Annotated in this window: 18 protein-coding genes and 1 pseudogene; 8 read left to right on the forward strand and 11 right to left on the reverse strand. The window is 71.6% G+C overall.

The genetic code is table 11. The features are described from left to right. Nucleotides 1–571: 571 nt before the first annotated feature. On the forward strand, nt 572–751 hold the full coding sequence (locus ACFXHB_RS17105) for a hypothetical protein (RefSeq protein WP_380575066.1): 180 nt from the start codon (nt 572–574) through the stop codon (nt 749–751). A 668-nt stretch (nt 752–1,419) separates the two neighbouring features. Here the strand turns inward: ACFXHB_RS17105 and ACFXHB_RS17110 are convergent. Together ACFXHB_RS17110 and ACFXHB_RS17115 are read right to left on the reverse strand one after the other, a co-directional pair. Then, entirely contained in the window at nt 1,420–2,415 is a 996-nt protein-coding gene (locus ACFXHB_RS17110) for a 2-hydroxyacid dehydrogenase (RefSeq protein WP_380575068.1), read from the reverse strand. Nucleotides 2,416–2,501: 86 nt separating this feature from the next. Further along, nucleotides 2,502–2,816, reverse strand: a pseudogene (locus ACFXHB_RS17115) (2-hydroxyacid dehydrogenase); the annotation flags it as partial. A gap of 476 nt (nt 2,817–3,292) precedes the next feature. Between ACFXHB_RS17115 and ACFXHB_RS17120 the strand changes: the two are divergent. Together ACFXHB_RS17120 and ACFXHB_RS17125 are read left to right on the forward strand one after the other, a co-directional pair. Continuing rightward, nucleotides 3,293–3,697, forward strand: coding sequence for a tyrosinase cofactor (locus ACFXHB_RS17120; RefSeq protein ID WP_380575069.1), 405 nt, complete (start codon nt 3,293–3,295; stop codon nt 3,695–3,697). A gap of 56 nt (nt 3,698–3,753) precedes the next feature. Then, the gene (locus ACFXHB_RS17125; protein WP_380575070.1) at nt 3,754–4,581 is read left to right on the forward strand and encodes a tyrosinase family protein; all 828 of its coding nucleotides are present in this window, start codon (nt 3,754–3,756) and stop codon (nt 4,579–4,581) included. 91 nt (nt 4,582–4,672) lie between these two features. On the opposite strand, the gene ACFXHB_RS17130 is transcribed toward ACFXHB_RS17125, so the two are convergent. The 7 genes from ACFXHB_RS17130 to asnB form a co-directional block, all read right to left on the reverse strand. Then, nucleotides 4,673–5,698, reverse strand: coding sequence for a 6-phosphofructokinase (locus tag ACFXHB_RS17130; protein WP_380575072.1), 1,026 nt, complete (start codon nt 5,696–5,698; stop codon nt 4,673–4,675). A 349-nt stretch (nt 5,699–6,047) separates the two neighbouring features. Then, entirely contained in the window at nt 6,048–6,776 is a 729-nt protein-coding gene (locus ACFXHB_RS17135; RefSeq protein ID WP_380575073.1) for a type 1 glutamine amidotransferase, read from the reverse strand. Nucleotides 6,777–6,819: 43 nt separating this feature from the next. Continuing rightward, a complete protein-coding gene (locus ACFXHB_RS17140; RefSeq protein ID WP_380575075.1) occupies nt 6,820–8,082 on the reverse strand; it encodes a MurT ligase domain-containing protein in 1,263 nt (420 codons plus the stop codon). A 356-nt stretch (nt 8,083–8,438) separates the two neighbouring features. Then, nucleotides 8,439–9,857: a GNAT family N-acetyltransferase gene (locus ACFXHB_RS17145; RefSeq protein ID WP_380575076.1), complete on the reverse strand. Its 1,419-nt coding sequence runs from the start codon at nt 9,855–9,857 to the stop codon at nt 8,439–8,441. A gap of 125 nt (nt 9,858–9,982) precedes the next feature. Next, the gene (locus ACFXHB_RS17150) at nt 9,983–11,419 is read right to left on the reverse strand and encodes a pyridoxal phosphate-dependent decarboxylase family protein (RefSeq protein ID WP_380575077.1); all 1,437 of its coding nucleotides are present in this window, start codon (nt 11,417–11,419) and stop codon (nt 9,983–9,985) included. A gap of 155 nt (nt 11,420–11,574) precedes the next feature. Continuing rightward, on the reverse strand, nt 11,575–12,699 hold the full coding sequence (locus ACFXHB_RS17155; RefSeq protein ID WP_380575078.1) for a hypothetical protein: 1,125 nt from the start codon (nt 12,697–12,699) through the stop codon (nt 11,575–11,577). A gap of 201 nt (nt 12,700–12,900) precedes the next feature. After that, nucleotides 12,901–14,751: an asparagine synthase (glutamine-hydrolyzing) gene (gene asnB, locus ACFXHB_RS17160; protein ID WP_380575079.1), complete on the reverse strand. Its 1,851-nt coding sequence runs from the start codon at nt 14,749–14,751 to the stop codon at nt 12,901–12,903. A 249-nt stretch (nt 14,752–15,000) separates the two neighbouring features. Here asnB and ACFXHB_RS17165 point away from each other — a divergent pair, with 249 nt between their 5' ends. From ACFXHB_RS17165 to ACFXHB_RS17185, 5 genes are all read left to right on the forward strand, one after another. Beyond that, the gene (locus tag ACFXHB_RS17165; protein WP_380575081.1) at nt 15,001–15,285 is read left to right on the forward strand and encodes a hypothetical protein; all 285 of its coding nucleotides are present in this window, start codon (nt 15,001–15,003) and stop codon (nt 15,283–15,285) included. Nucleotides 15,286–15,328: 43 nt separating this feature from the next. Further along, the gene (gene glmS, locus ACFXHB_RS17170) at nt 15,329–17,155 is read left to right on the forward strand and encodes a glutamine--fructose-6-phosphate transaminase (isomerizing) (RefSeq protein ID WP_380575083.1); all 1,827 of its coding nucleotides are present in this window, start codon (nt 15,329–15,331) and stop codon (nt 17,153–17,155) included. A 272-nt stretch (nt 17,156–17,427) separates the two neighbouring features. Beyond that, nucleotides 17,428–18,747: an aldehyde dehydrogenase family protein gene (locus ACFXHB_RS17175; RefSeq protein ID WP_380575085.1), complete on the forward strand. Its 1,320-nt coding sequence runs from the start codon at nt 17,428–17,430 to the stop codon at nt 18,745–18,747. A gap of 337 nt (nt 18,748–19,084) precedes the next feature. Continuing rightward, nucleotides 19,085–19,288 carry a cold-shock protein gene (locus ACFXHB_RS17180; protein WP_042388274.1) on the forward strand — a complete coding sequence of 68 codons (204 nt, stop codon included), beginning with the start codon at nt 19,085–19,087 and terminating at the stop codon, nt 19,286–19,288. A gap of 211 nt (nt 19,289–19,499) precedes the next feature. Beyond that, a complete protein-coding gene (locus ACFXHB_RS17185; RefSeq protein WP_380575086.1) occupies nt 19,500–19,862 on the forward strand; it encodes a hypothetical protein in 363 nt (120 codons plus the stop codon). Between the two features lie 153 nt (nt 19,863–20,015). Here the strand turns inward: ACFXHB_RS17185 and ACFXHB_RS17190 are convergent, their stop codons facing one another. Then, on the reverse strand, nt 20,016–20,990 hold the full coding sequence (locus ACFXHB_RS17190) for a DUF1648 domain-containing protein (RefSeq protein ID WP_380575087.1): 975 nt from the start codon (nt 20,988–20,990) through the stop codon (nt 20,016–20,018). Next, a complete protein-coding gene (locus ACFXHB_RS17195) occupies nt 20,987–21,334 on the reverse strand; it encodes a GntR family transcriptional regulator (protein ID WP_380575089.1) in 348 nt (115 codons plus the stop codon). Before ACFXHB_RS17195 ends, ACFXHB_RS17190 begins: the two co-directional genes overlap by 4 nt. Nucleotides 21,335–21,409: the final 75 nt, after the last annotated feature.

Genomic DNA, 21,409 nt, shown 5'->3' on the forward strand with positions numbered 1-21,409 from the left:
GCCAGAAATATCAGACTGGGCGGCTCGCATCATAAAGGTCTGTGTGAGTTATGGAAAGCTTGCTATATTGTTGACTCGATGTAAATCCCTGCTGCGTCGTTAATGTGCTGGTATGTACTGGTATTCATCAGTCCTAGAGGGCTTGTAATGAGCGCGTTGCTGGGATCGGCGCCCTGGGGCTCATCAGCCACCGGAGGGTTCGCGGTGGCCTCATCCAATGGTGGGGCCACCGCTGGCTGAAATGTCTAGCCACCGCTCCTCTGGGCGCCGGCTCGTAATGGTCTAGAGATCATGACTTCCAGGCCGATCGAAGAACTGTCGAACAGGCTCTCGTTGAGCGCAAGTCGACGCGATCAGTGTCGCTTCCAAGCATCCCATCGCCAGCGGTTGCGTGGTCGTCAACCTGCGCTTTAGTGAGCCTTGCCGGGGTGGCGCGGGTTCAGTTCTGCACATGAGAATCGGAGCGAGTTGAAGGGATAATTCTAGCGAAGCCATACTGGCTTCCTGCGGGCGTGGATCAGAGTAAGCGCGTTCGTATCCGAGACGATCCTTGACACTGGAAGCAAATCAGATGAACATCTCTTTGTCATTTCTCGTGATTGTCGGGCTCGTGCTGGCAATGTTCACGGTACTTGCGGTAATCGGCCTTACGCCGGACGCGGTCATTGCGCTGGGTAGCACTGCCTGCATGGGGGCGGCAGAGTTGATTCGTCATCTCGCAGCGACGACCCATGGGCGTCGACGGCAGTGAGGCCGGTGGTCGGCGCGAGTCGGAGCCTTTGCCCGAGAGGTCGCAGCGCTTGAGTCTCGGGTGGCGACTGGGGAGTCAGACACGATGTCTAGCTCCATTGCGTGTTGCGGGCGGGCCCGTAGCGCGCCGATGGCTTGGCAAGCAGCGCCCTTGCAGCGTGCTCACAGGCCACGGGCGAGCCCCCGACGACAGTGGTTGGGACTAGCTCTGGATGGCTTGCAACATGCGGTGGGTCTGGGGGAGAGAAGCGGCCGGCGAGGTCGTGATCAGCCCTGGAGGGCTCGCAACGTTAGCATTCGCCGCGACGCCGAGTCGTGATAGGTCCTTGGACGCTTGGCAGCACGATCAGTCGGACCATGGTCCAGGCTTCATCTGGCCCCGGGGTTCTTGGCATGCGGGGACAGCTCGGGGCCATTCTGGGGGTCAAGGGGGTCTCGATGACAACCGGGTGGCAGGAAGGTGACCGAGATACCCGGAATCTTCGTTGTCTCGGCTGCGATGACGGCGTCGCGAGCATTGAGTGGCGAGGGACCGTGGCCGGCGGCCGGTGCGGAGTTGAGCCATGAGGTGGCCTCGGCCGAGAATCGTCGGCGGTCGTCTTCCCAAGGGCAGGGATCCGGTTGTGCTTGTGTGGCCTGTAATCGTCGGAAGCGTCGCGGCCTGTGGGGTCAGCTTCGCGGGACGAGGGTGTTCTCGTTGGTGCGGCCGGCTTCGTAGTCGTCGATGTTGCGGGCGGTGGTGTCGATGATCTGGCCGACGGCGGTGTGGGTGAAGTAGGCCTGGTGGCTGGTGACGAGGACTTGGGGGAAGGTGATGAGGCGGGCGAGGGTGTCGTCGGTGATGCCTTGGATGGACTGGTCGGTGAAGAAGACGCCGGTCTCCTCCTCGTAGACGTCGAGGCCGACGCCGGAGAGGTGTCCGGTGCGCAGGGCCTCGACGAGGGCGGCGCTGTCGACGAGGCCGCCGCGGCTGGAGTTGATGAGGATGGCGTCGTTCTTCATGCGGGCGAGCGCGGTCGCGTCGATGAGGTGGTGGGTGGACGGCAGTAGGGGGACGTGGAGGCTGATCAGGTCTGCCCGGGAGAGGAGTTCGGGTAGTTCGGTGTAGGTCACGCCGAGGTCGAGGCAGGCGGGGTTGGGGGTGATGTCCCAACCTAGGAGATCGGTGCCGAAGCCGGCGGCGATGCGGGCGAAGCATTCGCCGATCTTGCCGGTGCCGATGACGCCGACGGTCATGCCGTGGATGTCGCGGCCGAGGAGGCCGTCGAGGCGGAAGTCGAACTCGCGGCTGCGGTTGGCGGCGCGGGTGAGGCGGCGGTTGACGGCCAGTGCGAGGGCCCAAGCGTGTTCGGCCACTGAGTACGGGCTGTAATGGGAGACGCGGGCGACGGTGAGGCCGAGTTCGGCGGCGGCGTCGAGGTCGATGTTGTTGAAGCCGGTGGAGCGCTGGGCGATCAGCTTGGTGCCGCCGGCGGCGAGCACCGCGAGAGTCGAGGCGTCGAGTTCGGCGTTGACGCTGCTGCTGACGACCGGGTAGCCGGCGGCGAGCGGGGCGGTGTCGCGGTTGAGGAACACGGCCAGGGTGCGCAGGGGGTGTCGGCCCGCGAAGGCCTTCTCCAGGAGCGGCTGTTCGTCTGCTTGGACGCCGTAGGCGAGGATCTCCACCCCGGTCACGCTACCCAAAGAGTTGCGGAACTGTGAGGTCTGACTCGCTCAGGACGGGGCCTCGTAGACTACAGATGAACGATCTACGCGACCGCGTAGGGGCTGTAGTACGAGACCCTGGCGACGGTGAGGCCGAGCTCGGCGGCGGCGTCCAGGTCGATGTTGTTGAAGCCGGTGGAGCGCTGGGCGATCAACTCGGTGCCGCCGGTGGCCAGGAGGCCGAGGGTCCCGGCGTCCAGGACGTCGTTGACGCTGCTGCTGATCGCCCGGTACCCGGCGGCCAGGGGCGCGGTGTCGTGGTTGAGGAAGACCGCCAGGCTGCGCAGCGCGTGCCGCTCGGCGAAGGCCTTCTCCAGCAGGGGTCGCTCATCTTGTTGGACGCCGTAGGCGAGGATCTCCATCCCGCCACGCTACCGAGACACCCCCGGCCGCCGGTGCGCGGCGTGCCGGAGCGGCCCCTGTGGCCCGCCGTTTCGCCGGCCGTCGTCCGCCACGCCCGACTTCGGCCATCGGCGGCCGGAGGGAGGCCGTCGCATCGCGCCATCCTGCCCGGGTGAGGCCGGTCACCGGGGATGGGTCGGGGACGGAGGATCTTCGGCGCGGGATCTGCACAGGGTGAAGATCGATCTCGTTCTGACGATCTTTCAGTGGAGAAACGGGAGATCTTCCTGGGGCGTCCGAGGCGTGGGCGATCGCCGGATGGCTGAATCCAGGCCAACCGTACGTACCCCCGCCGATCGGCTGTTCTCTAGGTCGAGTCGCCCTGAAAGCATCGAAACTGCGGGGGCGATCATGGAATCACCTCGCATTAACGTTTCTGCAAGCCTTTCTGAACGGCGCCCCAACACCAGGCGGGGCGCTCAAGGGGGTACCAACCATGTCCGAAGACACCCATGCCTCGGAGCTGACCCGGCGCCGGATGCTGCAGGGGGCCGCCGTGGCCCTGACCGCGGCCGCCGGCACCGTCGTGCTCGGCGTCGCCGGGCCGACCAGCAAGTCGGCGACGGCGGCGGACCCGGGGGCGTCCGACACCTTCGACGAGGTTTTCCAGGGCCGCCGCATCCAGGGCCGCCCGGTCACCGACGGCAGCAGCCACCACCACGGCGGCGCCGGCTACTCGGTCCGGATCGACGGCGACGAGCTGCACATGATGCGCAACGCCGACGGCACCTGGATCAGCGTCGTCAACCACTACCAGACCTTCGCCACGCCGCGTTCGCTCGCCCGCGCGGCCGTCACCGAGCTGCAGGGCGCCACGCTCGTGCCGGTCGCGACGGTCTGAGCAACGAGTCCGAACACCCGGACCCGTCACACCACTTCACACCCAAGGGGGGACTCATGGCAGTCCGCAAGAACCAGGCGACCCTGACGACCCAGGAGAAGCGCGCCTTCGTGAACGCCGTGCTCGAGCTCAAGCGGGCCGGCGGCTACGACTCCTTCGTCACGACCCACAACAACTTCATCATCAGCGACACCGACAACGGCGAGCGGGTCGGCCACCGTTCGCCGTCCTTCCTGCCCTGGCACCGGCGCTACCTGCTGCAGTTCGAGGAGGCCCTGCAGGCGATCGACCCGACCGTGACCCTCCCGTACTGGGACTGGACGGCGGACCGCACCACCACCGCCTCGATCTGGGACGCGGACTTCATGGGCGGCAACGGCCGCAGCAGCGACGGCCAGGTGACCACCGGGCCGTTCGCCTACTCCGCCGGCAACTGGACGCTGAACGTGCGGCCGGACAGCCGCACCTTCCTGCGCCGCCAGTTCGGGGCCTCGGTCGCCCAGCTGCCGACCCGCTCCGAGGCCACCGGCGTGCTCGCCATCGCCGCGTACGACGCCGCGCCCTGGAACAGCGCCTCGGACGGCTTCCGCAACAACCTGGAGGGCTGGCGCGGGGTCAACCTGCACAACCGGGTGCACGTCTGGGTCGGCGGTCACATGACCACCGGTATGTCGCCGAACGACCCGGTGTTCTGGCTGCACCACTGTTTCATCGACAAGCTCTGGTCCGAGTGGCAGAAGCTCCACCCGTCCTCGGGCTACCTGCCGACGGCCGGCACGGCGAACGTGGTCGACCTCAACGAGACCATGAAGCCGTGGAACAACGTCACCCCGGCGGACATGCTCGACCACAGCGCCCGGTACACCTACGACACCGGCTTCTGATCCACCCGCCCGTCCCGGCCGGTCACCGGCCGCCGGGACGCCGACGGCCCCCGAGCGCGTGCTCGGGGGCCGTCGGCGGGAGCGGGGAGGGTCAGATGACCGTCTCCGCCTCCAGGTAGCGCTCCTGCGGCACGGTCTTGAGCTCGGCGACGGCCTCGCCGAGCGGCACCAGATTGATGTTGGTGCCCTGCAGGGCGGTGATGTGGCCGAAGGCGCCCTTGTGGACGGCCTCCACGGCGTGCCAGCCGAACCGGGTGGCGAGCACCCGGTCGTACGCGGTCGGGGTCCCGCCGCGCTGCGTGTGGCCGAGGATCACCGGGCGGGCCTCCTTGCCCAGCCGGTGCTCCAGCTCACGGGAGAGCTGGGTGGCGATGCCGGTGAACCGCTCGTGGCCGTAGATGTCCTTGCTGCCCTCTTCCCAGTGCATGGTGCCGGGCTCGGGCTTGGCGCCCTCGGCGCAGACCACGATCGCGAACTTCTTCTGCCGGTCGAAGCGCTCGCGCACGACGGCGGTCAGCTTGTCGATGTGGAAGGGGCGCTCCGGGACGACGATCGCGTGGGCGCCGGCGGCCATGCCCGCGTTGAGGGCGATCCAGCCGGTGTGCCGGCCCATGACCTCGACGACCATGACCCGCTGGTGCGACTCGGCGGTGGTCTTCAGCCGGTCCAGCGCCTCGGTGGCGACCGAGACGGCGGTGTCGAAGCCGAAGGTGACATCGGTGGCGGCGATGTCGTTGTCGATGGTCTTCGGCACGCCGACGATCGGCAGGCCCGCGTCGCTCATCAGCTTGGCGGCCTTGAGGGTGCCCTCGCCGCCGATCGGGATGACGGCGTCCAGACCGAGGTCCGCGCAGTACCGCTTGGCGCGCTCGACGCCGTCCCGCAGATGACTCGGCTGCACTCGCGAGGAGCCGAGGATGGTGCCGCCCTGGGCGAGGATGCCGCTCACCGAGTCCAGGGTCAGGGGGCGGTGGACGCCCTCCAGGAAACCTCGCCAGCCGTCCTCGAACCCGATGATCTCGTCACCGTGGTCGACCACCCCCCGGTGGACCACGGAGCGGATCACCGCGTTCAGGCCGGGGCAGTCACCGCCGCTGGTCAGCACTCCAATACGCATTAGCTTTGCAACTCCCGAGCAGAACCGAACGGCCGGACTACAGGCTGGGACGACGAACCGTCACCGTAGCGGCCTGATCCCACACCGTGATGGCGAGGAGATGACCGTGGAGTGAAGGACTGGCCGATCCGGACAGAACGCCCGAAATCGGCCGTGCAGTCGAGCATACGGCTCCTGCGTCCGGCCGGGCAGGAGCCGACGCGGGAGCGGCGCCGTCGGCGCCCCCGCGCGGAAGTGCGGCCTGCTGCCGAGGAGGGTGTGCAGCCGGCAGCCCCATTGTCGTACGTCCCGGCCCGCCTGTGGACCGGGTGACCGCATCGCGGGCACCCGGTCGGAGCGGGCCGGCGTACTAGGCGGGGCGCGAAGTGGCCGCGATGCGCTCGGCGCGCAGCGCGTCGTACCAGGTGGTGTCGGCCGGCGGCAGGGCGTTCACGTCCAGCGCCAGCTTGATCAGCATGTCCGCGACCGCGGGGTTGCGGGCCATCACGGGGCCGTGCAGGTACGTCCCGAAGACGGTGTCCCGCCAGGCGCCCTCGGTGCCGTCCCCGGTGCCGTTGCCCCGGCCCGCGGTGACGGTGGCCAGCGGCTGGACGCCCTGGCCGAGGTGGGTGACGCCCTGGTGGTTCTCGAAGCCGGTCAGCTGCGGCAGGGCCAGGCGCGGGTCGACGTCGGCGAGCACGTCGCCGACGCAGCGGGCGCCCTCGCCGCGGGTGGTCCAGACGTCGAGCAGGCCGAGGCCCGGCTCGCGCTCGCCGAGGTCGTTGACGAATTCGTGGCCGAGGATCTGGTAGCCGGCGCAGACGGCGAAGATGATCGCGCCGTTCTCGGCGGCCCGGACCAGCCCGCTGTCGCCGCGCAGGCGCTCGGCGGCCAGCCGCTGCGGGCGGTCCTCGCCGCCGCCGATCAGGTAGATGTCCCCACTGGTGGGCACCGCCTGGTCGGAGCGGACGTCGATCCTGGTCACGTTGAGGTGGCGCTGGCGGGCCCGGCGCTCCACGACCAGGGCGTTGCCCCGGTCGCCGTAGGTGCTGAGCAGGTCGGGGTAGACCCAGACCACGCGCAGGCTGCTCTCACTCATCCTCGAAGGCCTTCCATCGTGAAGTGGGCTGCTGGGCCGGGCATCAGCCGGCCACGACCTTCCGCAGCTGCTGGAAGGCGGTGTAGTTGGCGATCGCCTCGATCCGGCCGGGCGGGGCCATCCGGACGGCCTGCTCCAGCGAGTCCACCACGTGGAACTGCAGCCCGGCGACCTCCAGGCGGACGGCGAGGTCCAGCTTGCGCTGCCCCATCACGAAGACCGGGTGCCCGGCGAGACGCTCGTAGTCGACGTCCCACAGCCACGAGGTGTCGGTGCCGTCGGCGTCGAGCGCGTTGACGGAGAGGATGACCGGGGCCGGCGGGCCGTCGATCAGCGAGAAGGTCTCCAGCCAGCCGGCCGGGTTCTTGGCCAGCAGCAGCCGGATGTCGCGGCCCTGGTACTGGACCACGTCGTAGCGGCCGGCCACGGCGGTCACCGACTGCATCCGCTCCAGCGCGACCTGCGGGGGCACGCCGAAGACGGCGGCTACGGCGGCGGAGCTGGTGGCGTTGGCCAGGTTGGCGCGGCCGGGCAGCTGGAGCTGGATCGGCCAGGCGCCGCGCTGCGGGTCGATCACGTGGGTGCCCTGGAGCGCCCAGTGCGGGTTGGGGCGCCGGAAGCCGCAGTCCTGGCAGAACCAGTCGTCGCCGGGGCGCTGCATCACGCCGCCGCAGGCGGGGCAGGACCAGGCGTCCTCCTTCCAGGCCTGTCCGGCGGCCACCCAGACCACCTTCTTGCAGGAGGAGGCGGCCCAGGTCACCAGCGGGTCGTCGGCGTTGGCGATGACCACGGCCTCGGTGTCCTGGAGGCCCTCACGCCACTTCTCGGCCATCATCCGGGTCTCGGCGGCACGGTCGAGCTGGTCGCGCGAGAGGTTGAGCAGGGCGATCGCCTTCGGGTGGGTGTCGCGGGCGACCCCGGCCAGGTACTTCTCGTCCACCTCGATGACGCCGAAGCGGGCGTCCGAGCCGCCGGCCAGGGCGGAGGTGATGCCGGCCGGCATGTTGGCGCCCAGGGCGTTGGAGACCACCGGGCCGGCGGCGCGCAGCGCCTCGGCGATCAGCCGGGTGGTCGTGGTCTTCCCGTTGGTGGCGCTGACCAGCACCACGTCCAGGTGGTCGGCGAGGGTGGCGAGCAGATCGGGGTCGAGCTTGAGGGCGATCTTGCCGCCGATCACCGAGCCGCTGCCTCGGCCCGCCTTCTGGGAGAGGGCGGCGGCCACCTTGCCGGCCGTGACCGCGATCTTGGCGCGGGCGGGCAGCGAGGCGTCGCGTGCGCCTGTGGGCTCCGATTCGGTGCCTGCCATGCTCAGTGGTTCCTCCTTGCTGCGGCACCGCCCGGGGCCGGATAACGGGCCGTCGGGCGGCGGGGACGGGGCCAGCCTACCGACTCCGTCGCCCGGCTCGACGCTCCGGACCCCGCGCCGCCTGCTGCGACGGCGCCGGCTGCCTCGTCCGAGCTGCCCTGACGTGGCGTCAGAACCGGCGGTGTACGGAGGGGCCTTGCACAGCGGGGGACGCCTCTTGCGGGGCGTCCGGTTCCCGCGGTGCGCCGCTGCGGCGGGCCCGCCGGGCACCTCGGCGGGCCCGGGGACGCGGCGGTCCGGACGGCGTGATCGCCGTCCGGACCGGTGCGTGTGGTGAGGATGTGGTGAAGAAACGACTACCTGCCCGGCCGGGTGGGCCAGGGGACGGGCAGCTCCTCGGCGGCCTCCGTCAGGTGCGCGGTGATCACCAGGGTGCCCTCCTCGACCTGGTAGTCCAGCGGCGCGGCCAGCTTGCGCATGGTGGCGATCAGCCCGGTGTTGGAGGAGTGGGTGACGGCGTAGACCGTCTCGACCCCGGCCTCCAGCGACAGCGCGGCCATCCGCCGCATCAGGTCGAGCCCCAGCCCGCGCCGCTGCCAGTCGTCCTCGACCAGCACCGCCACCTCGGCGCTGTCGTCGTCCCACATCAGGTGCCCGAGGGCGACGATCCGCCCGTCGGCGGCCTCGACCGCGAGGGTCTGGCCGTGCCGGGCGTCCAGCAGGTGCTCCAGATAGCGGTCGGCGTCCCGGACCGGGCCGTGGTAGCGCTTGCGCAGCGTCTCCGGGGAGCAGCGGTGGTGCATCGCCAGGGCCGCCTCGTGGTCGCCCGCGTCCGCGCGCCGGACGGTGAGGTCCGCCCCGGCGGGCAGCCTCAGCCGGGCGCTGACGTCCGGCACCCGGGGGCCGAGCAGGGTGTCCAGCTCCACCAGGGCCTGCGCCCGGGCGAACTCGGTCGGGGTGAACGGCAGGTGCGGGCGGCTGAGCTCGATGAGGTCGCCGGACGGCACCGGCAGCCGCATCACATGCCCGTCGACCCCGGCGTCGCCGCGCCGGGCCGCGCCCGGGTACTGCCGGATGGCGCACTGCCCGAACAGCCGGCGCAGCGCGATCGGCAGTTCGGCGGCGTCCAGCGCGGTGCGGGTCGCCAGCGCCAGGACATGGGTGGGCACGTCGACCAGGTCGTGGGCGTCCGCCGGGTCGCTCCAGATGTCGTGTCCGCCGGCCGCGGCCACCATCGCGGCCAGATCGGCCCGGGTGAGCCTGTGCGGCGCACGGACGAAGAACTCGTCGACGGTGCCGTTCGGCAGCGGGTGGGACTGCATCGAGATGATGTTGACCTGCCGCTGCGCGAAGGCCGTGCAGACCCGGGCCAGACTGCCCGGGGAGTCCTGCACCGTGGTGCGGACCCGCCAGAGCGTGGTCTGCTCGAAGTCGTGCAGCGGCCCCTTCAGGCCGTCCGCGCCGGGCGCGGCCGGGGGCTCCGGCGCGTTCGGGGCCGGTGGGCCGTGCAGATGGTGCCGGTGCGACCACCAGGTGTGGAACAGCGCCGTGGCGATCAGGGCCACGGCGGAGGCGCCGAGCACCACCGGGCCCTCCGGGCCGTTGACGACGATCTTGGCCACCAGGTCGGCGGCGGTCACCGAGAGGAAGATCGCGGCGAGCTCCACGGTGTCGCGGCGCCAGCGGTGGGATCTGGCGCCGCGCCGCTGGGCACGGGAGGGGGTCGGCGAGTGGTCGGTGCGTTCGGTCGTCGTCAGAGGCTCCGTGTGCTCCATGGCATCAATCTGCCGCTCCGGTGTTTCGCGATCACGAATCCCCCGTGACCTGTCGGTAAATGTCGGTGATTTCGCGCGCTCTTGGGCTCGGGGCGGTGCTTTCGCGCGCCCGGCTCCGGTGTCGGTTACGCGGCCCCGGCGGCGAGCAGGTCGGCGGCGGCCGACCTCACCTCGGCGAGGAGGAGGTCCAGATCGGCCTCGGTGGTGTCGGCGTTGAGCAGGCAGGCGCGCAGCATCTCGTGGCCGTCGAGCCGGGCGCCGGTGACGAAGACCCGGCCGCGCCTTTGCACCGCCACCGGCAGCTCCCGGTTGAGGCCGTCCAGCGCCGCCTCGTCGAGGCCGGCGGCGCGGTGACGGAACGCCACGATCGAGGTCTGCACCTCGGCCAGCAGCTCCAACTCGTCTTCCGCCTCGATGAGTTCACCGAGGCGGCGGGCCAGTGCGGTGCACCGGGCGATGTCCCGGGCGATGCCGTCGCGGCCCCGGTGGGCGATGGTGGCCCAGACCTTGAGGGCGCGGAACGGGCGGGTCTGCTCGGTGCCGTACTCGGAGAACCAGCCGAGCGAGCCGGCGGCCTCGTCACGCAGGTAGGACGGCACCAGGCTGAAGGTGGCGCGCAGCTCCTCGGTGTCGCGCACCAGCGCGCAGCCGCAGTCCACCGGGACGCCGAGCCACTTGTGCGGGTCGAGGGCGAGCGAGTCGGCCCGCTCCAGGCCGGCGTAGCGGTGGGCGATCCGCGGGTCCAGGACGCCGAAGGCCCCGTACGCGCCGTCCACGTGCAGCCAGAGGCGCTGCTCGGCGCAGACGTCGGCGATCGGCCCGAAGGCGTCCACCGCGCCGGTGCCGACCGTGCCGGCCGAGGCGACCACCAGGAACGGCAGCAGTCCGGCCGCCCGGTCGCGCTCGATCGCGGTCCGCAGGGTGGCCGGGTCGAGCCGGCCGTCGGGGCCGGTGGCGACGGTGCGCAGGTGCCGGCTGCCCAGGCCGAGCAGCTCGGCGGCCTTGCGTACGCAGGAGTGCGTCTCGCCGGTGACGTAGCCGACCAGCGGCGGCATTCCGGCGAGGCCGTCCTCGCGGACGTCCCAGCCGGCCGCGCGGGCGGCCCGGTCGCGGGCGGCGGCCAGGCAGACGATGGTCGCCATCGAGGTGCCCGAGGTGAGCAGGCCGCCGCCGGCCGGGTGGGGGAAGCCGACCAGTTCGGCGATCCAGCGGACCACGGCCCGCTCCAGGTGGACGTCGGCGTGGTCGCCGCCGGCCGAGCTGGGGTTCATGGCGGAGGCGGCGAGCGTGGCGAGGACGCCGGCGGGCGCGGGCGCGGAGTTCACCCAGCCGAAGAAGCGCGGGTTGCCGTTGCCCATGGGGTACGGCAGCACGTCCGCGTCGATGGCGCCGAGCAGCTCGGCGAGCGGGCGGCCGGTCGCGGGCAGCGGCGCGTCCAGCAGGCGTTGCCGGGCGTCGTCGTCCATCGGCTGCCAGACCGGGCGCTCGGGCAGCTCGGCGAGGTAGTCGGAGACCAGGTCGGCGGCGGCGTGCGCGGCGGCGCGGAAGTCCTCGGAGGTCACGGCGGGCTCCTGGTGGTACGGGGCCTGGTGGCGCGGCGTCCTCGGCGCACCCGGATATCAACCCGATCCTACGAAGACGGGCCCGCGCCGTGCGGCGCGGGCCCGTTCCTCGGGACGGTCGTCCGTCCGGGGAGCTCACCGGTGACGGACGGTGGTCAGTCCAGCGAGGCGGAGAGCCCGCTGGCGGAGCGGCAGTAGCCCTGCATCTCCTTGTTCGTGATCTTGGCGCAGAGCCGGCCGGCCGCGCCGCCGTCCGTGTAGTTGACCGTGTAGTAGCTGACCAGGCCCTCGGCGCAGGCCTTGCGCTGCCAGCCGTCGGCGGCGGTCGCGCACTGCTGGGCGGCCCAGTCCTCCCGGTCCAGGTTGTACTTCATGGTTCGCGAGCCGACGCCCCGGCTGCAGTCCACCGCGCCGCCGCTCGCCTTGCCGTTCAGGCACCACTTCAGCGCCTCGCCGTACACCTCGGGGTGGTTCGGGTAGTCGTGCGAGGAGAGGAAGAAGGTGGGCGCGTAGAAGTAGCAGGCGGACTGGAACAGGGCCGGCTGGTCCTTGCACGGGTAGAGCGGGTCCTGGGCGAGCTTGTCGGCGGGCAGGTTCGCCTTCGCCTTCTCGTCCTCCTCGTCCGGGCCGAAGAGCTGCATGAACAGGCCCTCCGAGCAGCGGATCCGGTTCTGGTCGGTGGTGAACTTGTTGCACAGGTCGCGGGCCTTGGCGACGTCCTGCTTGGCGACGAACATCGTGCCGTGGCCGACGCCGTGGATGCAGGGGCCGCTGTTCTTGGGCGCGCAGAGCTTCAGCAGGTCCACCTCGGGCTGCGCGGAGGCGTTCAGCATCTCCTCGACCGCGCCGTGCAGGTAGCCCGCCGCGCAGGTCTCGTGCGGGAAGGAGATGACCTTCTGGAAGTCGGCGTTGTACCGCTTGACGGCCTCGTGCCCGAGCTCGTGCGCGATCGGGTGGCAGAACCGGACGGTGTACGGCAGCTGCTTGGTGATCCGGTCGAGGTCCGCCAGTGCCACGCCCGGGTCGCTGGCCTGCATCTCGGCGATCATCTTGTTGCGCAGGGTCGAACGGGTCCACACCGCGGGGTCACCGGTCGGGGTGGCGCTCGCGGCGGCCGTCGCGCCGCCGGCCGGGGGCGCGCCCGAGACCGCCTGGCCGGCCGCCCCCGGGGCGGTCGCCGAGCTGCTGGTGCTGGGCGTCCAGTCGGTGACGGCCACCGATCCGAGGCCCAGGACTCCCAGCAGGAACGCGGTGAGAATCGCGAATACTCGCGGCTGCATGACGAGATCCCCCGGCGGATCGAGATGGACGGTTCGCTCCCCATCCTGACGGCACGGGGGCGGGATTCCGCGTTTTCGGCCGCCATTCGGGAGGTGTCGGCGACGCTATCGCACGTCGCACCCGCTCAACGAAGCGGGATGGCCGAGGGTCACCACCCGGACGGCGGCGCCCGATCGCCGCCGCCCGGGGATGACGGCCGTTCACAGTTCCAGGGTCACCTGGTACTCCGTGAGCCAGGTGTTGAGGTCCAGGGCCAGGTCGGCCCCGAGTCGCACGCTCTGCGGGTCGGTGTCCGGGGCGAGTGCGTCGGTGAGCGCCCGGCGGTCCAGCAGGCCCAGGACGGGGGCGTCGCCGTCGGCGGCCAGCTCGGCGAGCTCGGCCCGCAGCAGCGCCGGGTAGCTCGGGTCCTGGACGACGGGGTAGGGGCTCTTCACCCGGTCGGCGATCTCGGCCGGCAGCAGGTCGCGGACGGCGGCGCGCAGCAGGCTCTTCTCCCGCCCGTCGAAGCTCTTCATCGCCCAGGGGGTGTTGAAGACGTACTGCACCAGCCGGTGGTCGCAGAACGGCACCCGGACCTCCAGGCCGTTGGCCATGCTCATCCGGTCCTTGCGGTCCAGCAGGATGCAGACGAAGCGGGTGAGGTTGAGGTAGGAGATCTCGCGCATCCGCCGCTCGACCGGGTCGGCGTCCGGCAGGTGCGGGACTTCGGCCAGCGCCTCGCGGTAGCGGGCCCGCCGGTACTCGTGCACGTCGAGCTTGTCGATCAGGCCCCGGTCCAGCAGCTGTTCGCGCGGGCCGGCGCCCGTGCCGCCGAGCTGGGTGACCGCGTCCACCCACGGGAAGTCCTCGGCGGCGATCAGCTTCGGGTCGTGGTACCAGCGGTAGCCGCCGAACAGCTCGTCGGCGGACTCGCCGGACAGCGCCACCGTGGACCTCTCGCGCACGCCCCGGAAGAGCAGCAGCAGCGAGATGTCCATGTCGCCGAAGCCGCCGGGGGTGTCGCGGGCCCGCAGGACGGCGGCGCGCTGCGCCGGATCGGTGAGCGCGGCGCTGTCCAGCTCGATGACGCTGTGGTCGGCGCCGACGTGCCGGGCCAGCATCCGGGCGTACGGGCCGTCCGGGGTGGAGCGGACCTCGTCGGCCCGGAAGTGTTCGCTCTGGCCGGTGAAGTCCACCGCGAAGGAGCGCACCGGGCCGGCGCCGGCCGTGCGCAGCGCCCGGGCGGCGATGGCGGTGACGGCGCTGGAGTCGAGCCCGCCGGAGAGCAGCGAGCAGAGCGGGACGTCCGCCTCCAGCTGGCGGTGGACGATGTCCTCCAGCAGGGCGCGGACGGTGGAGACCGTGGTCTCCAGGGTGTGGGTGTGCTCGCGGGCCTCCAGCGCCCAGTACCGCCGCACCGAGAGACCCTCGCGGCGGATCCGGACCACATGGCCGGGCCGCACTTCGGCGACGCCCCGGTAGACGGAGCGGCCGGGGGACTTGGTGACGGCGAGCATCTCGCGCAGCCCGTCCAGGTCGACCACCGGCCGGACGTCGGGGTGGGCCAGGACGGCCTTGGCCTCGGAGCCGAAGATCACGCCGTTCGGCGTGCGGTAGTAGTGCAGCGGCTTGACACCCATCCGGTCGCGGACCAGCAGCAGCTCCTGCTTGCGGGAGTCCCAGAGGGCGAAGGCGAACATGCCGTTCAGCCGCTCGGCCAGGCCCTCGCCCCACTCCAGGTAGGCGTGCAGCACCACCTCGGTGTCGCTGCGGGTGCGGAACCGGTGGCCGGCCGCCTCCAGCTCGGCGCGCAGCTCGCGGTGGTTGTAGACCTCCCCGCTGTAGGTGAGGGCGGCCAGGACGCGGCCGTCGTGCTCGGCGGTCATGGGCTGGGCGCCGCCCTCGATGTCGATCACGGCGAGGCGGCGGTGGCCGAGTGCGGCGTGCCGCTCCAGGTGGACCCCGCCGGCGTCCGGGCCGCGGCAGAGCTGGGTCCGCGTCATCGCGTCGAGCACTGGACGTTGGGCGGTGAGGTCGCGCTCGAAGTCGACCCATCCGGTGATCCCGCACATCAGCAAGCCTCCGGTCTTCCGCTGCGTATCTCCGATGCGTATGCGGAGTATCACGCTACGTGCCGGACCGGGATCGCTACAAGGGTGTGTCGACGGGGTGGCGCACCGGCGCCGGTCCGGGTGGCGGGACGCCACCGGCCCGCCGGGCGCGAGTCCTAGGGTCTCGCTTGACCCGAATGTCTCAAGTCCTGCCCGAAATCGGGCAGGATCTTTGATCTCCTCGCCGGATCCGGCCTAGGCTCCCCATTCGTGTCCAGCTCACCCGGCTCCTCGCACCCTCACGACGACCTGCTCGCCCACCTCACCCGGACCAGCCCGCTCGGGCCCCGCGAGGCGGCGCGGGTGGTGGCGGAGGTGCTGGCGTACTTCTCCGAGACGACCGAGGAGTACGTCCGCCGCCGCCACGGCGAGCTGCAGGCACGCGGCCTGACCAACGAGAAGATCTTCGCCCGGCTGGCCGAGGAGCTGCCCGCCCGGCGCGTCGCGGCGCCCGGGCTGTCGGCCCGCCAGCTGCGCCGGATCGTCTACGGCTGAGTTTCCCCGCCCCTCGCCCGCCCCGTTCAAGGAGTCCACCAAGATGTGCGGAATCGTGGCCTACATCGGCCCCAAGGACGCGACCCCCTTCCTGCTGGAGGGCCTGGCTCGGCTGGAGTACCGCGGCTACGACTCGGCCGGCGTGGCCGTCGCCGGCCGCACCGGCGGCCTCAAGGTCCGCAAGGTCAAGGGCCGGGTCGCCGACCTCGCGGCGGTCGTGCCCGCCCGGTTCAAGGGCGGCACCGGCATCGGCCACACCCGTTGGGCGACCCACGGCGTGCCCAGCGACGCCAACGCCCACCCGCACCTGGACAACGCCGAGCGCATCGCCGTCGTCCACAACGGCATCATCGAGAACGCCGACGAGCTGCGGGCCAGGCTGGCCGCCGACGGCGCCGTCTTCCGCTCCGAGACCGACACCGAGGTGCTCGCCCACCTGATCGCGGCGCACACGGCGGAGGGCACGGAGCTGGAGGACGCGGTGCGTGCCGCGCTCGGCAAGGTGGTGGGCACCTACGGCATCGCCGTGCTCGACGCCGAGCAGCCCGACCGGATCGTGGTCGCCCGCAACGGCAGCCCGATCGTGCTCGGCATCGGTGAGAAGGAGATGTTCGCCGCCTCCGACGTCTCCGCCCTCGTCCGCTACACCCGCCAGGTCGTCCACCTGGAGGACGGTGAGCTGGCCACCGTCCGCGCCGACGGCTTCCGCACCTTCACCGAGGACGCCCGCACCACCCACCGCCAACCGTCCACCGTGGACTGGGAGATCGACTCCTACGACACCGGCGGCTACGAGCACTTCCTGCTCAAGGAGATCCACGAGCAGCCCGGCTCGGTCGAGCGGACCCTCAGCGGCCGGCTCGACGAGCGGTTCGCCACCGCGCACCTCGGCGGTCTCAACCTGGACGCCCGCGAGCTGCGCGAGATCCGCCGGGTCAAGATCCTCGGCTGCGGCTCCGCCTACTACGCCGGCGAGATGGGCGCCCAGCTGATCGAGGAGCTGTCCCGCATCCCCGCCCACAGCGAGCCCGCCTCGGAGTTCCGCTACCGCAATCCGGTGATCGAGGCGGACACCCTCTACGTGGCGGTCAGCCAGTCCGGCGAGACCTACGACACGCTCGCGGCCGTCCAGGAGATCAAGCGCAAGGGCGGGCGGGTGCTCGGCGTCGTCAACACCGTCGGCAGCGCCATCGCGCGCGAGTGCGACGGCGGCATCTACCTGCACGCCGGACCGGAGATCTCGGTCGCCTCCACCAAGGCCTTCACCTCGACGGTGGTCGCCTTCGCGCTGCTCGCCCTGCACTTCGGCCGCATCCACGACCTCTCGCCCGCCGACGGCCGACGGATCGTGGCCGGGCTCAAGGCCCTGCCCGACCAGATCCGCGAGATCCTCGCGCAGGGCGACGGGATCGCCGAACTCGCCGCCGAGTACGCCGAGTCCGAGGGCATGATGTTCATCGGCCGGGTCCGCGGCTACCCGGTGGCCCGCGAGGGCGCGCAGAAGCTCAAGGAGATCTCCTACGTCCACGCCGAGGCCTACCCCGCCAGCGAGCTGAAGCACGGCCCGCTCGCGCTGATCAGCCCCGAGCTGCCGACCGTCGCGCTGGTGCCGGACGACGAGCTGCTGGACAAGAACCTCACCACTCTCGGCGAGATCAAGGCCCGTTCCGGCCGGGTGCTGGCCATCGCCCACCGCCGGCCCGACGCCAAGCTCGCCGACCACTGCGTCCTGGTGCCCAAGAGCGAGCCCGAGTTGGACCCGCTGCTCCTCAACATCCCGCTCCAGCTGCTGGCCTACCACGCCGCTGTGGAGCTGAAGCGCGATGTCGACAAGCCGCGCAACCTGGCGAAGAGCGTGACGGTCGAGTAGCGGGTGGCCGGCCGTGCGGCCTCCGGGGGCTCCCGGGGCCGCCCGGTCGCTCGCTCCGGCGGGATCGGCCGCCCGGCGCCCGTGGGCGCGGGGCGGCCGTTCGCGTGGTCGCGGCCGGTGCGGTCGCGGCCGGTGCGGTCCGGGTCGGCCCGGGTTCGGGCCCCCCGGGCTCGGAGATGATTGACTTTGCCAACCATCGCGGCCTACTGTCGACAGAAGCTTGATGTTGTCAACTATCAAGCGGTTCAAAATTTCCTGTCGGGAGTACTGTCATGAAGGCCTTCACCGATTCCGATCCCGCCGCCGTCGTCGCCGGGCTGCGCGCCGCCTTCGCGAGCGGCCGGACCCGCCCGGTCGCCTGGCGCCGGGAGCAGCTCGCCGCCCTGCGCGCGCTGCTCACCGGGCGGAGCGAGGAACTCCTCGCCGCGCTGCACGCCGACCTCGGCAAGGGTCCCGCCGAGGCGTACCGCACGGAGATCGCCTTCACCCTCAACGAACTCGACCACACCGTCCGGCACCTGGACGAGTGGCTGAGCCCGCGGTCGGCCGCCGTCCCGGAGGCGTTCCGGCCGGCCACCGCCCGGGTGGTCCGGGAGCCGCTCGGCGTGGTGCTGGTCATCGCGCCCTGGAACTACCCGCTCCAGCTGGCCCTCGCCCCGGTCGTGGGCGCCCTGGCGGCCGGCAACGCCGTCCTCGTCAAGCCCAGCGAGCTGGCCCCGGCCACCTCCGCCGCCCTGGCCCGGCTGATCCCGCGCTACCTCGACCCGCGGGCCGTGGCCGTCGTCGAGGGCGCGGTGCCCGAGACCACCGCCCTGCTGGAGCAGCGCTTCGACCACATCTTCTACACCGGCAACGGCGCGGTCGGCCGGATCGTGATGGCCGCCGCCGCCCGCCACTTGACCCCGGTGACCCTGGAACTCGGGGGCAAGAGCCCGGTGGTGGTCGATCCGGGCACCGACCTGCGGGTGACCGCGCGGCGGCTGGCCGCCGGCAAGTTCCTCAATGCCGGGCAGACCTGCGTCGCCCCCGACTACGTCCTCGCCGTCGGCGGCACCGGCCCGGCCCTGGCCGAGCACCTGGCCGAGGCCGTCCGAGCGCTCTACGGCGAGGACCCGGCCGCCCACCCCGAGTACGGCCGGATCGTCAATACCCGCCACTTCGACCGCCTCGCCGCACTGCTCGGCGACGGCCGGGTGGTGGTCGGCGGTGGCCACGACCGTGCCACCCGCTTCATCGAGCCCACCGTGCTCGCCGGGGTCGACCCGGAGGCTCCGGTGATGCGCGAGGAGATCTTCGGTCCGGTGCTGCCGGTGCTGGAGGTGGCCGACCTGGACGCGGCGATCGCGTTCATCACCGACCGGGAGAAGCCGCTCGCCCTCTACGCCTTCACGGAGTCGGAGACGACCAAGCGCCGGCTCGCCGAGGAGACGTCCTCCGGCGCGCTGGTCTTCGGCCTGCCGGTGTCCCATCTGGCCGTACCCGAACTTCCGTTCGGTGGCGTCGGGGAGAGCGGTATGGGCAACTACCACGGGGAGTACTCGCTGGCGACGTTCAGCCACACCAAGGCGGTGCTCGACAAGCCGCTGGGCTGAGCCCGGTGTCCGGCACGCGGGTGCTGCCCACCCCCCCCGGTGGGCGGGCCCGGCCGGCGCCCCCCGGGATCCTTCCGGCCGGTCGGGTGGCGCCGCACGCGCCGCCCCGGGCGGTGTGCCGCAGACCCGCCCGGAAAAGCACGCCGCTTCGCGCCGGCACCTGCTACAGTCGATGTCAGTTGCAGTTTTGGTTCCCATGAACTCTGTGTGCGCCTGCCGGTTGTAACCGCTGGCGCATTTTTGTTTTCCCGAATTTTCCTCGGGTGGGCCTCATCGCGGCGACGCGGGACTTCGCGAGGTGCGAAGCTCCGGAATTGCCCTTTCAAGGAGAATTTTTATGGCTAATGGCACTGTGAAGTGGTTCAACGCGGAGAAGGGCTTCGGCTTCATCGAGCAGGAGGGTGGCGGCCCGGACGTCTTCGCCCACTACTCGAACATCAACGCCCAGGGCTTCCGTGAGCTGCTCGAGGGCCAGAAGGTCGAGTTCGACGTCACGCAGGGCCAGAAGGGCCCGCAGGCGGAGAACATTCGCCCCCTGTAGTACGAACCGCTGAACGGCCCCGGCCGAACAGCACGGGCCTGCACTGCGCTTGACGCGCGGTGCAGGCCTTTCGGCGTGTCCGGGCAGGGACCGGCGGCCGTCCCGACGACCGGTGGGGCCGACCCGTCGCGCGGCGCCGGGCCGGGCCGGGCCGAAGGCGGCACGCCCCGGCCCCCTGCCTCTGCCGGGCCCGGTCCGTTAGCCTGGCGGTATGCCGAACCCGGATCCGTTGCTCATCAGTATCACCGCGATGGTGGAGTCGACGGGCAGTAATCAGATGCCGATCACCGTGGTCGTCCCCGGCGCGGTCATCACGGGGCGGCTCGCCGCCGAGACCGTCTGGCGTGAACGGGTCGCCGAGGTCCTGGAGGCCTCGGACCACCTCAAACCGTTCGCGCCGCTCTTCGCGGACGGGGTGGTACCCCCCGACGGCCCGGTGACCCACCTGCACCTGCACCTCGCCAAGATCCTTCAGGGCAGCTTCGGGCTCCCGCACACCGGCGGGATGTACCGCATCGCCATCGAGGACGTCAGCAGCTGGACCCTGGGGGACCTCAGCTACTCGGACCAGTGACGGGCCGGGGCACCCCGCCTCGGCGGGGTGCCCCGTGATCCGACCGGTGCGCCGGCCCGTTCGGTGCGACCGGTGTGTGGTGGCCGGCGTGCGGTGACCGGTGTCGCGTGTTCGCTGTGGCGTCACCGGCGCGCGGGCGGTCCGCCGCGACGTTCAGTCGGTGGTCCGGCGCGCGGCCAGCGTGTTGAGCAGTGCGGCGCCGCGTTCGGCGTCGTCGACGCTGACCGCGAACTCCACGCCCGTGCGCGGGTGGATGACCAGGCATTCGCCGCGGCGGAGCATCACGGTGGTGCCCAACCCGCTCAGCCGGTAGCCCCAGCCGCCGACCTGGGCGGGAGTGCGCTGCTCGACGCGGGCCGACTCGATGGCCTGGATCGGCCAGCGCCGGACCGGCCAGCCCGCGGGGCCGAAGGCGACCTCCAGGCCCTTCGGTGTCACCCGGGCCTGGACGGAGGAGCAACCGAACATCACCCCGGCGACGAGGACGAGCGGGGCGACCACCGCCCAGGGCGCTCCGATCAGCCCGCCGGCGGCGGCGATCGCCGCGCCGGCCGCGGCCAGGCCGAGGACGGCGGCGGTCAGTTGGAGCCACGGGTTGGTCGTCCAGGAGAGCCAGACGAACCGCTCGCCCACGGGCACGTCGAGCACCGGGCCACCGGCCGGGGCCGGGGTGGACACGACGCCACGCCGGCCGGCCAGCAGCCCCAGCAGGCCCGCCAGTACCGCCGCGCCCAGGGTGAGGGCGACGGAGGGGCCGATGCCGGCGGCCTCGGTCCAGTCGGTCCGGTCCAGATTGGCCTGCACGACGGACATCTGCGCGCCGGTGAGCAGAACGCCGGTGAAGAGCAGGGTGGCACCGGCCCAGGGCCGTAGCGGACCGGCCGCCCGCCGGAAGGTCACGGCGAGGACCAGCAGCAGGACCACCCAGAGCGCGGCCGGGAAGAGCGGGACCGCCCAGAGCGGCATCGAGCCGTTCGGCCGGCCGCCCCCGCCCCAGTGGGTGGCCACCCGCCCCGGCAGCCGGTCGCCCGCCATCAGTGGCAGCGCGACCAGCGCTGCCAGGACGCCGGCCGACCAGGCCGCCGCGCTCCACCGTGCTCCTCGGTTCCCGTTCCCCCTGCCGCTCACGGCAGCCTCCTGATCAGTTCGACGAGATCGACTCTGCTGTACCCCAGGCGAGCCGCTTCGGCGACCAACGCGGCCGCCTGTTGCAGCAGTTCGGCTCGTTGGTCGGCGCCGCCGGCCACGGTCACGCCCCGGCCGCGGCGGAACTCCAGTACTCCTTCGTCCCGGAGGGCGCGCAGGCCCCGCAGGACGGTGTTGGCGTTGACGCCCAGTGCGCGGGAGAGCTCCCGGGCGGGCGGCAGCCGGTCGCCCGGCGCGCATTCGCCCTCGGCGATCGCGCGCCGGATCGCACCCGCGACCTGCTCGTGCAGGGGGCGGCTGTCCGTGAGGTCCAGCTTGAGCAACATGATGACAGTGACAGTAGCACCATCCCGTCATGAAGGAGCCGGGCGTTAGCCGGGGGGGGCCGGGACCGCCGGGCC

The sequence above is a fragment of the Kitasatospora sp. NPDC059327 genome (assembly GCF_042752535.1).
Classification (GTDB): domain Bacteria; phylum Actinomycetota; class Actinomycetes; order Streptomycetales; family Streptomycetaceae; genus Kitasatospora.

What these genes read in the sequence shown, in the direction of transcription:
- ACFXHB_RS17180 (WP_042388274.1), top strand. Translation starts at nt 19,085, where the DNA reads ATGGCTAATGGCACTGTGAAGTGGTTCAACGCGGAGAAGGGCTTCGGC.
- ACFXHB_RS17125 (WP_380575070.1), top strand. Translation starts at nt 3,754, where the DNA reads ATGGCAGTCCGCAAGAACCAGGCGACCCTGACGACCCAGGAGAAGCGC.
- ACFXHB_RS17175 (WP_380575085.1), top strand. Translation starts at nt 17,428, where the DNA reads ATGAAGGCCTTCACCGATTCCGATCCCGCCGCCGTCGTCGCCGGGCTG.
- ACFXHB_RS17140 (WP_380575075.1), bottom strand. Translation starts at nt 8,082, where the DNA reads ATGGCAGGCACCGAATCGGAGCCCACAGGCGCACGCGACGCCTCGCTG.
- ACFXHB_RS17135 (WP_380575073.1), bottom strand. Translation starts at nt 6,776, where the DNA reads ATGAGTGAGAGCAGCCTGCGCGTGGTCTGGGTCTACCCCGACCTGCTC.
- ACFXHB_RS17130 (WP_380575072.1), bottom strand. Translation starts at nt 5,698, where the DNA reads ATGCGTATTGGAGTGCTGACCAGCGGCGGTGACTGCCCCGGCCTGAAC.
- ACFXHB_RS17145 (WP_380575076.1), bottom strand. Translation starts at nt 9,857, where the DNA reads ATGGAGCACACGGAGCCTCTGACGACGACCGAACGCACCGACCACTCG.
- glmS (WP_380575083.1), top strand. Translation starts at nt 15,329, where the DNA reads ATGTGCGGAATCGTGGCCTACATCGGCCCCAAGGACGCGACCCCCTTC.
- ACFXHB_RS17185 (WP_380575086.1), top strand. Translation starts at nt 19,500, where the DNA reads ATGCCGAACCCGGATCCGTTGCTCATCAGTATCACCGCGATGGTGGAG.
- ACFXHB_RS17195 (WP_380575089.1), bottom strand. Translation starts at nt 21,334, where the DNA reads ATGTTGCTCAAGCTGGACCTCACGGACAGCCGCCCCCTGCACGAGCAG.
- asnB (WP_380575079.1), bottom strand. Translation starts at nt 14,751, where the DNA reads ATGTGCGGGATCACCGGATGGGTCGACTTCGAGCGCGACCTCACCGCC.
- ACFXHB_RS17120 (WP_380575069.1), top strand. Translation starts at nt 3,293, where the DNA reads ATGTCCGAAGACACCCATGCCTCGGAGCTGACCCGGCGCCGGATGCTG.
- ACFXHB_RS17105 (WP_380575066.1), top strand. Translation starts at nt 572, where the DNA reads ATGAACATCTCTTTGTCATTTCTCGTGATTGTCGGGCTCGTGCTGGCA.
- ACFXHB_RS17155 (WP_380575078.1), bottom strand. Translation starts at nt 12,699, where the DNA reads ATGCAGCCGCGAGTATTCGCGATTCTCACCGCGTTCCTGCTGGGAGTC.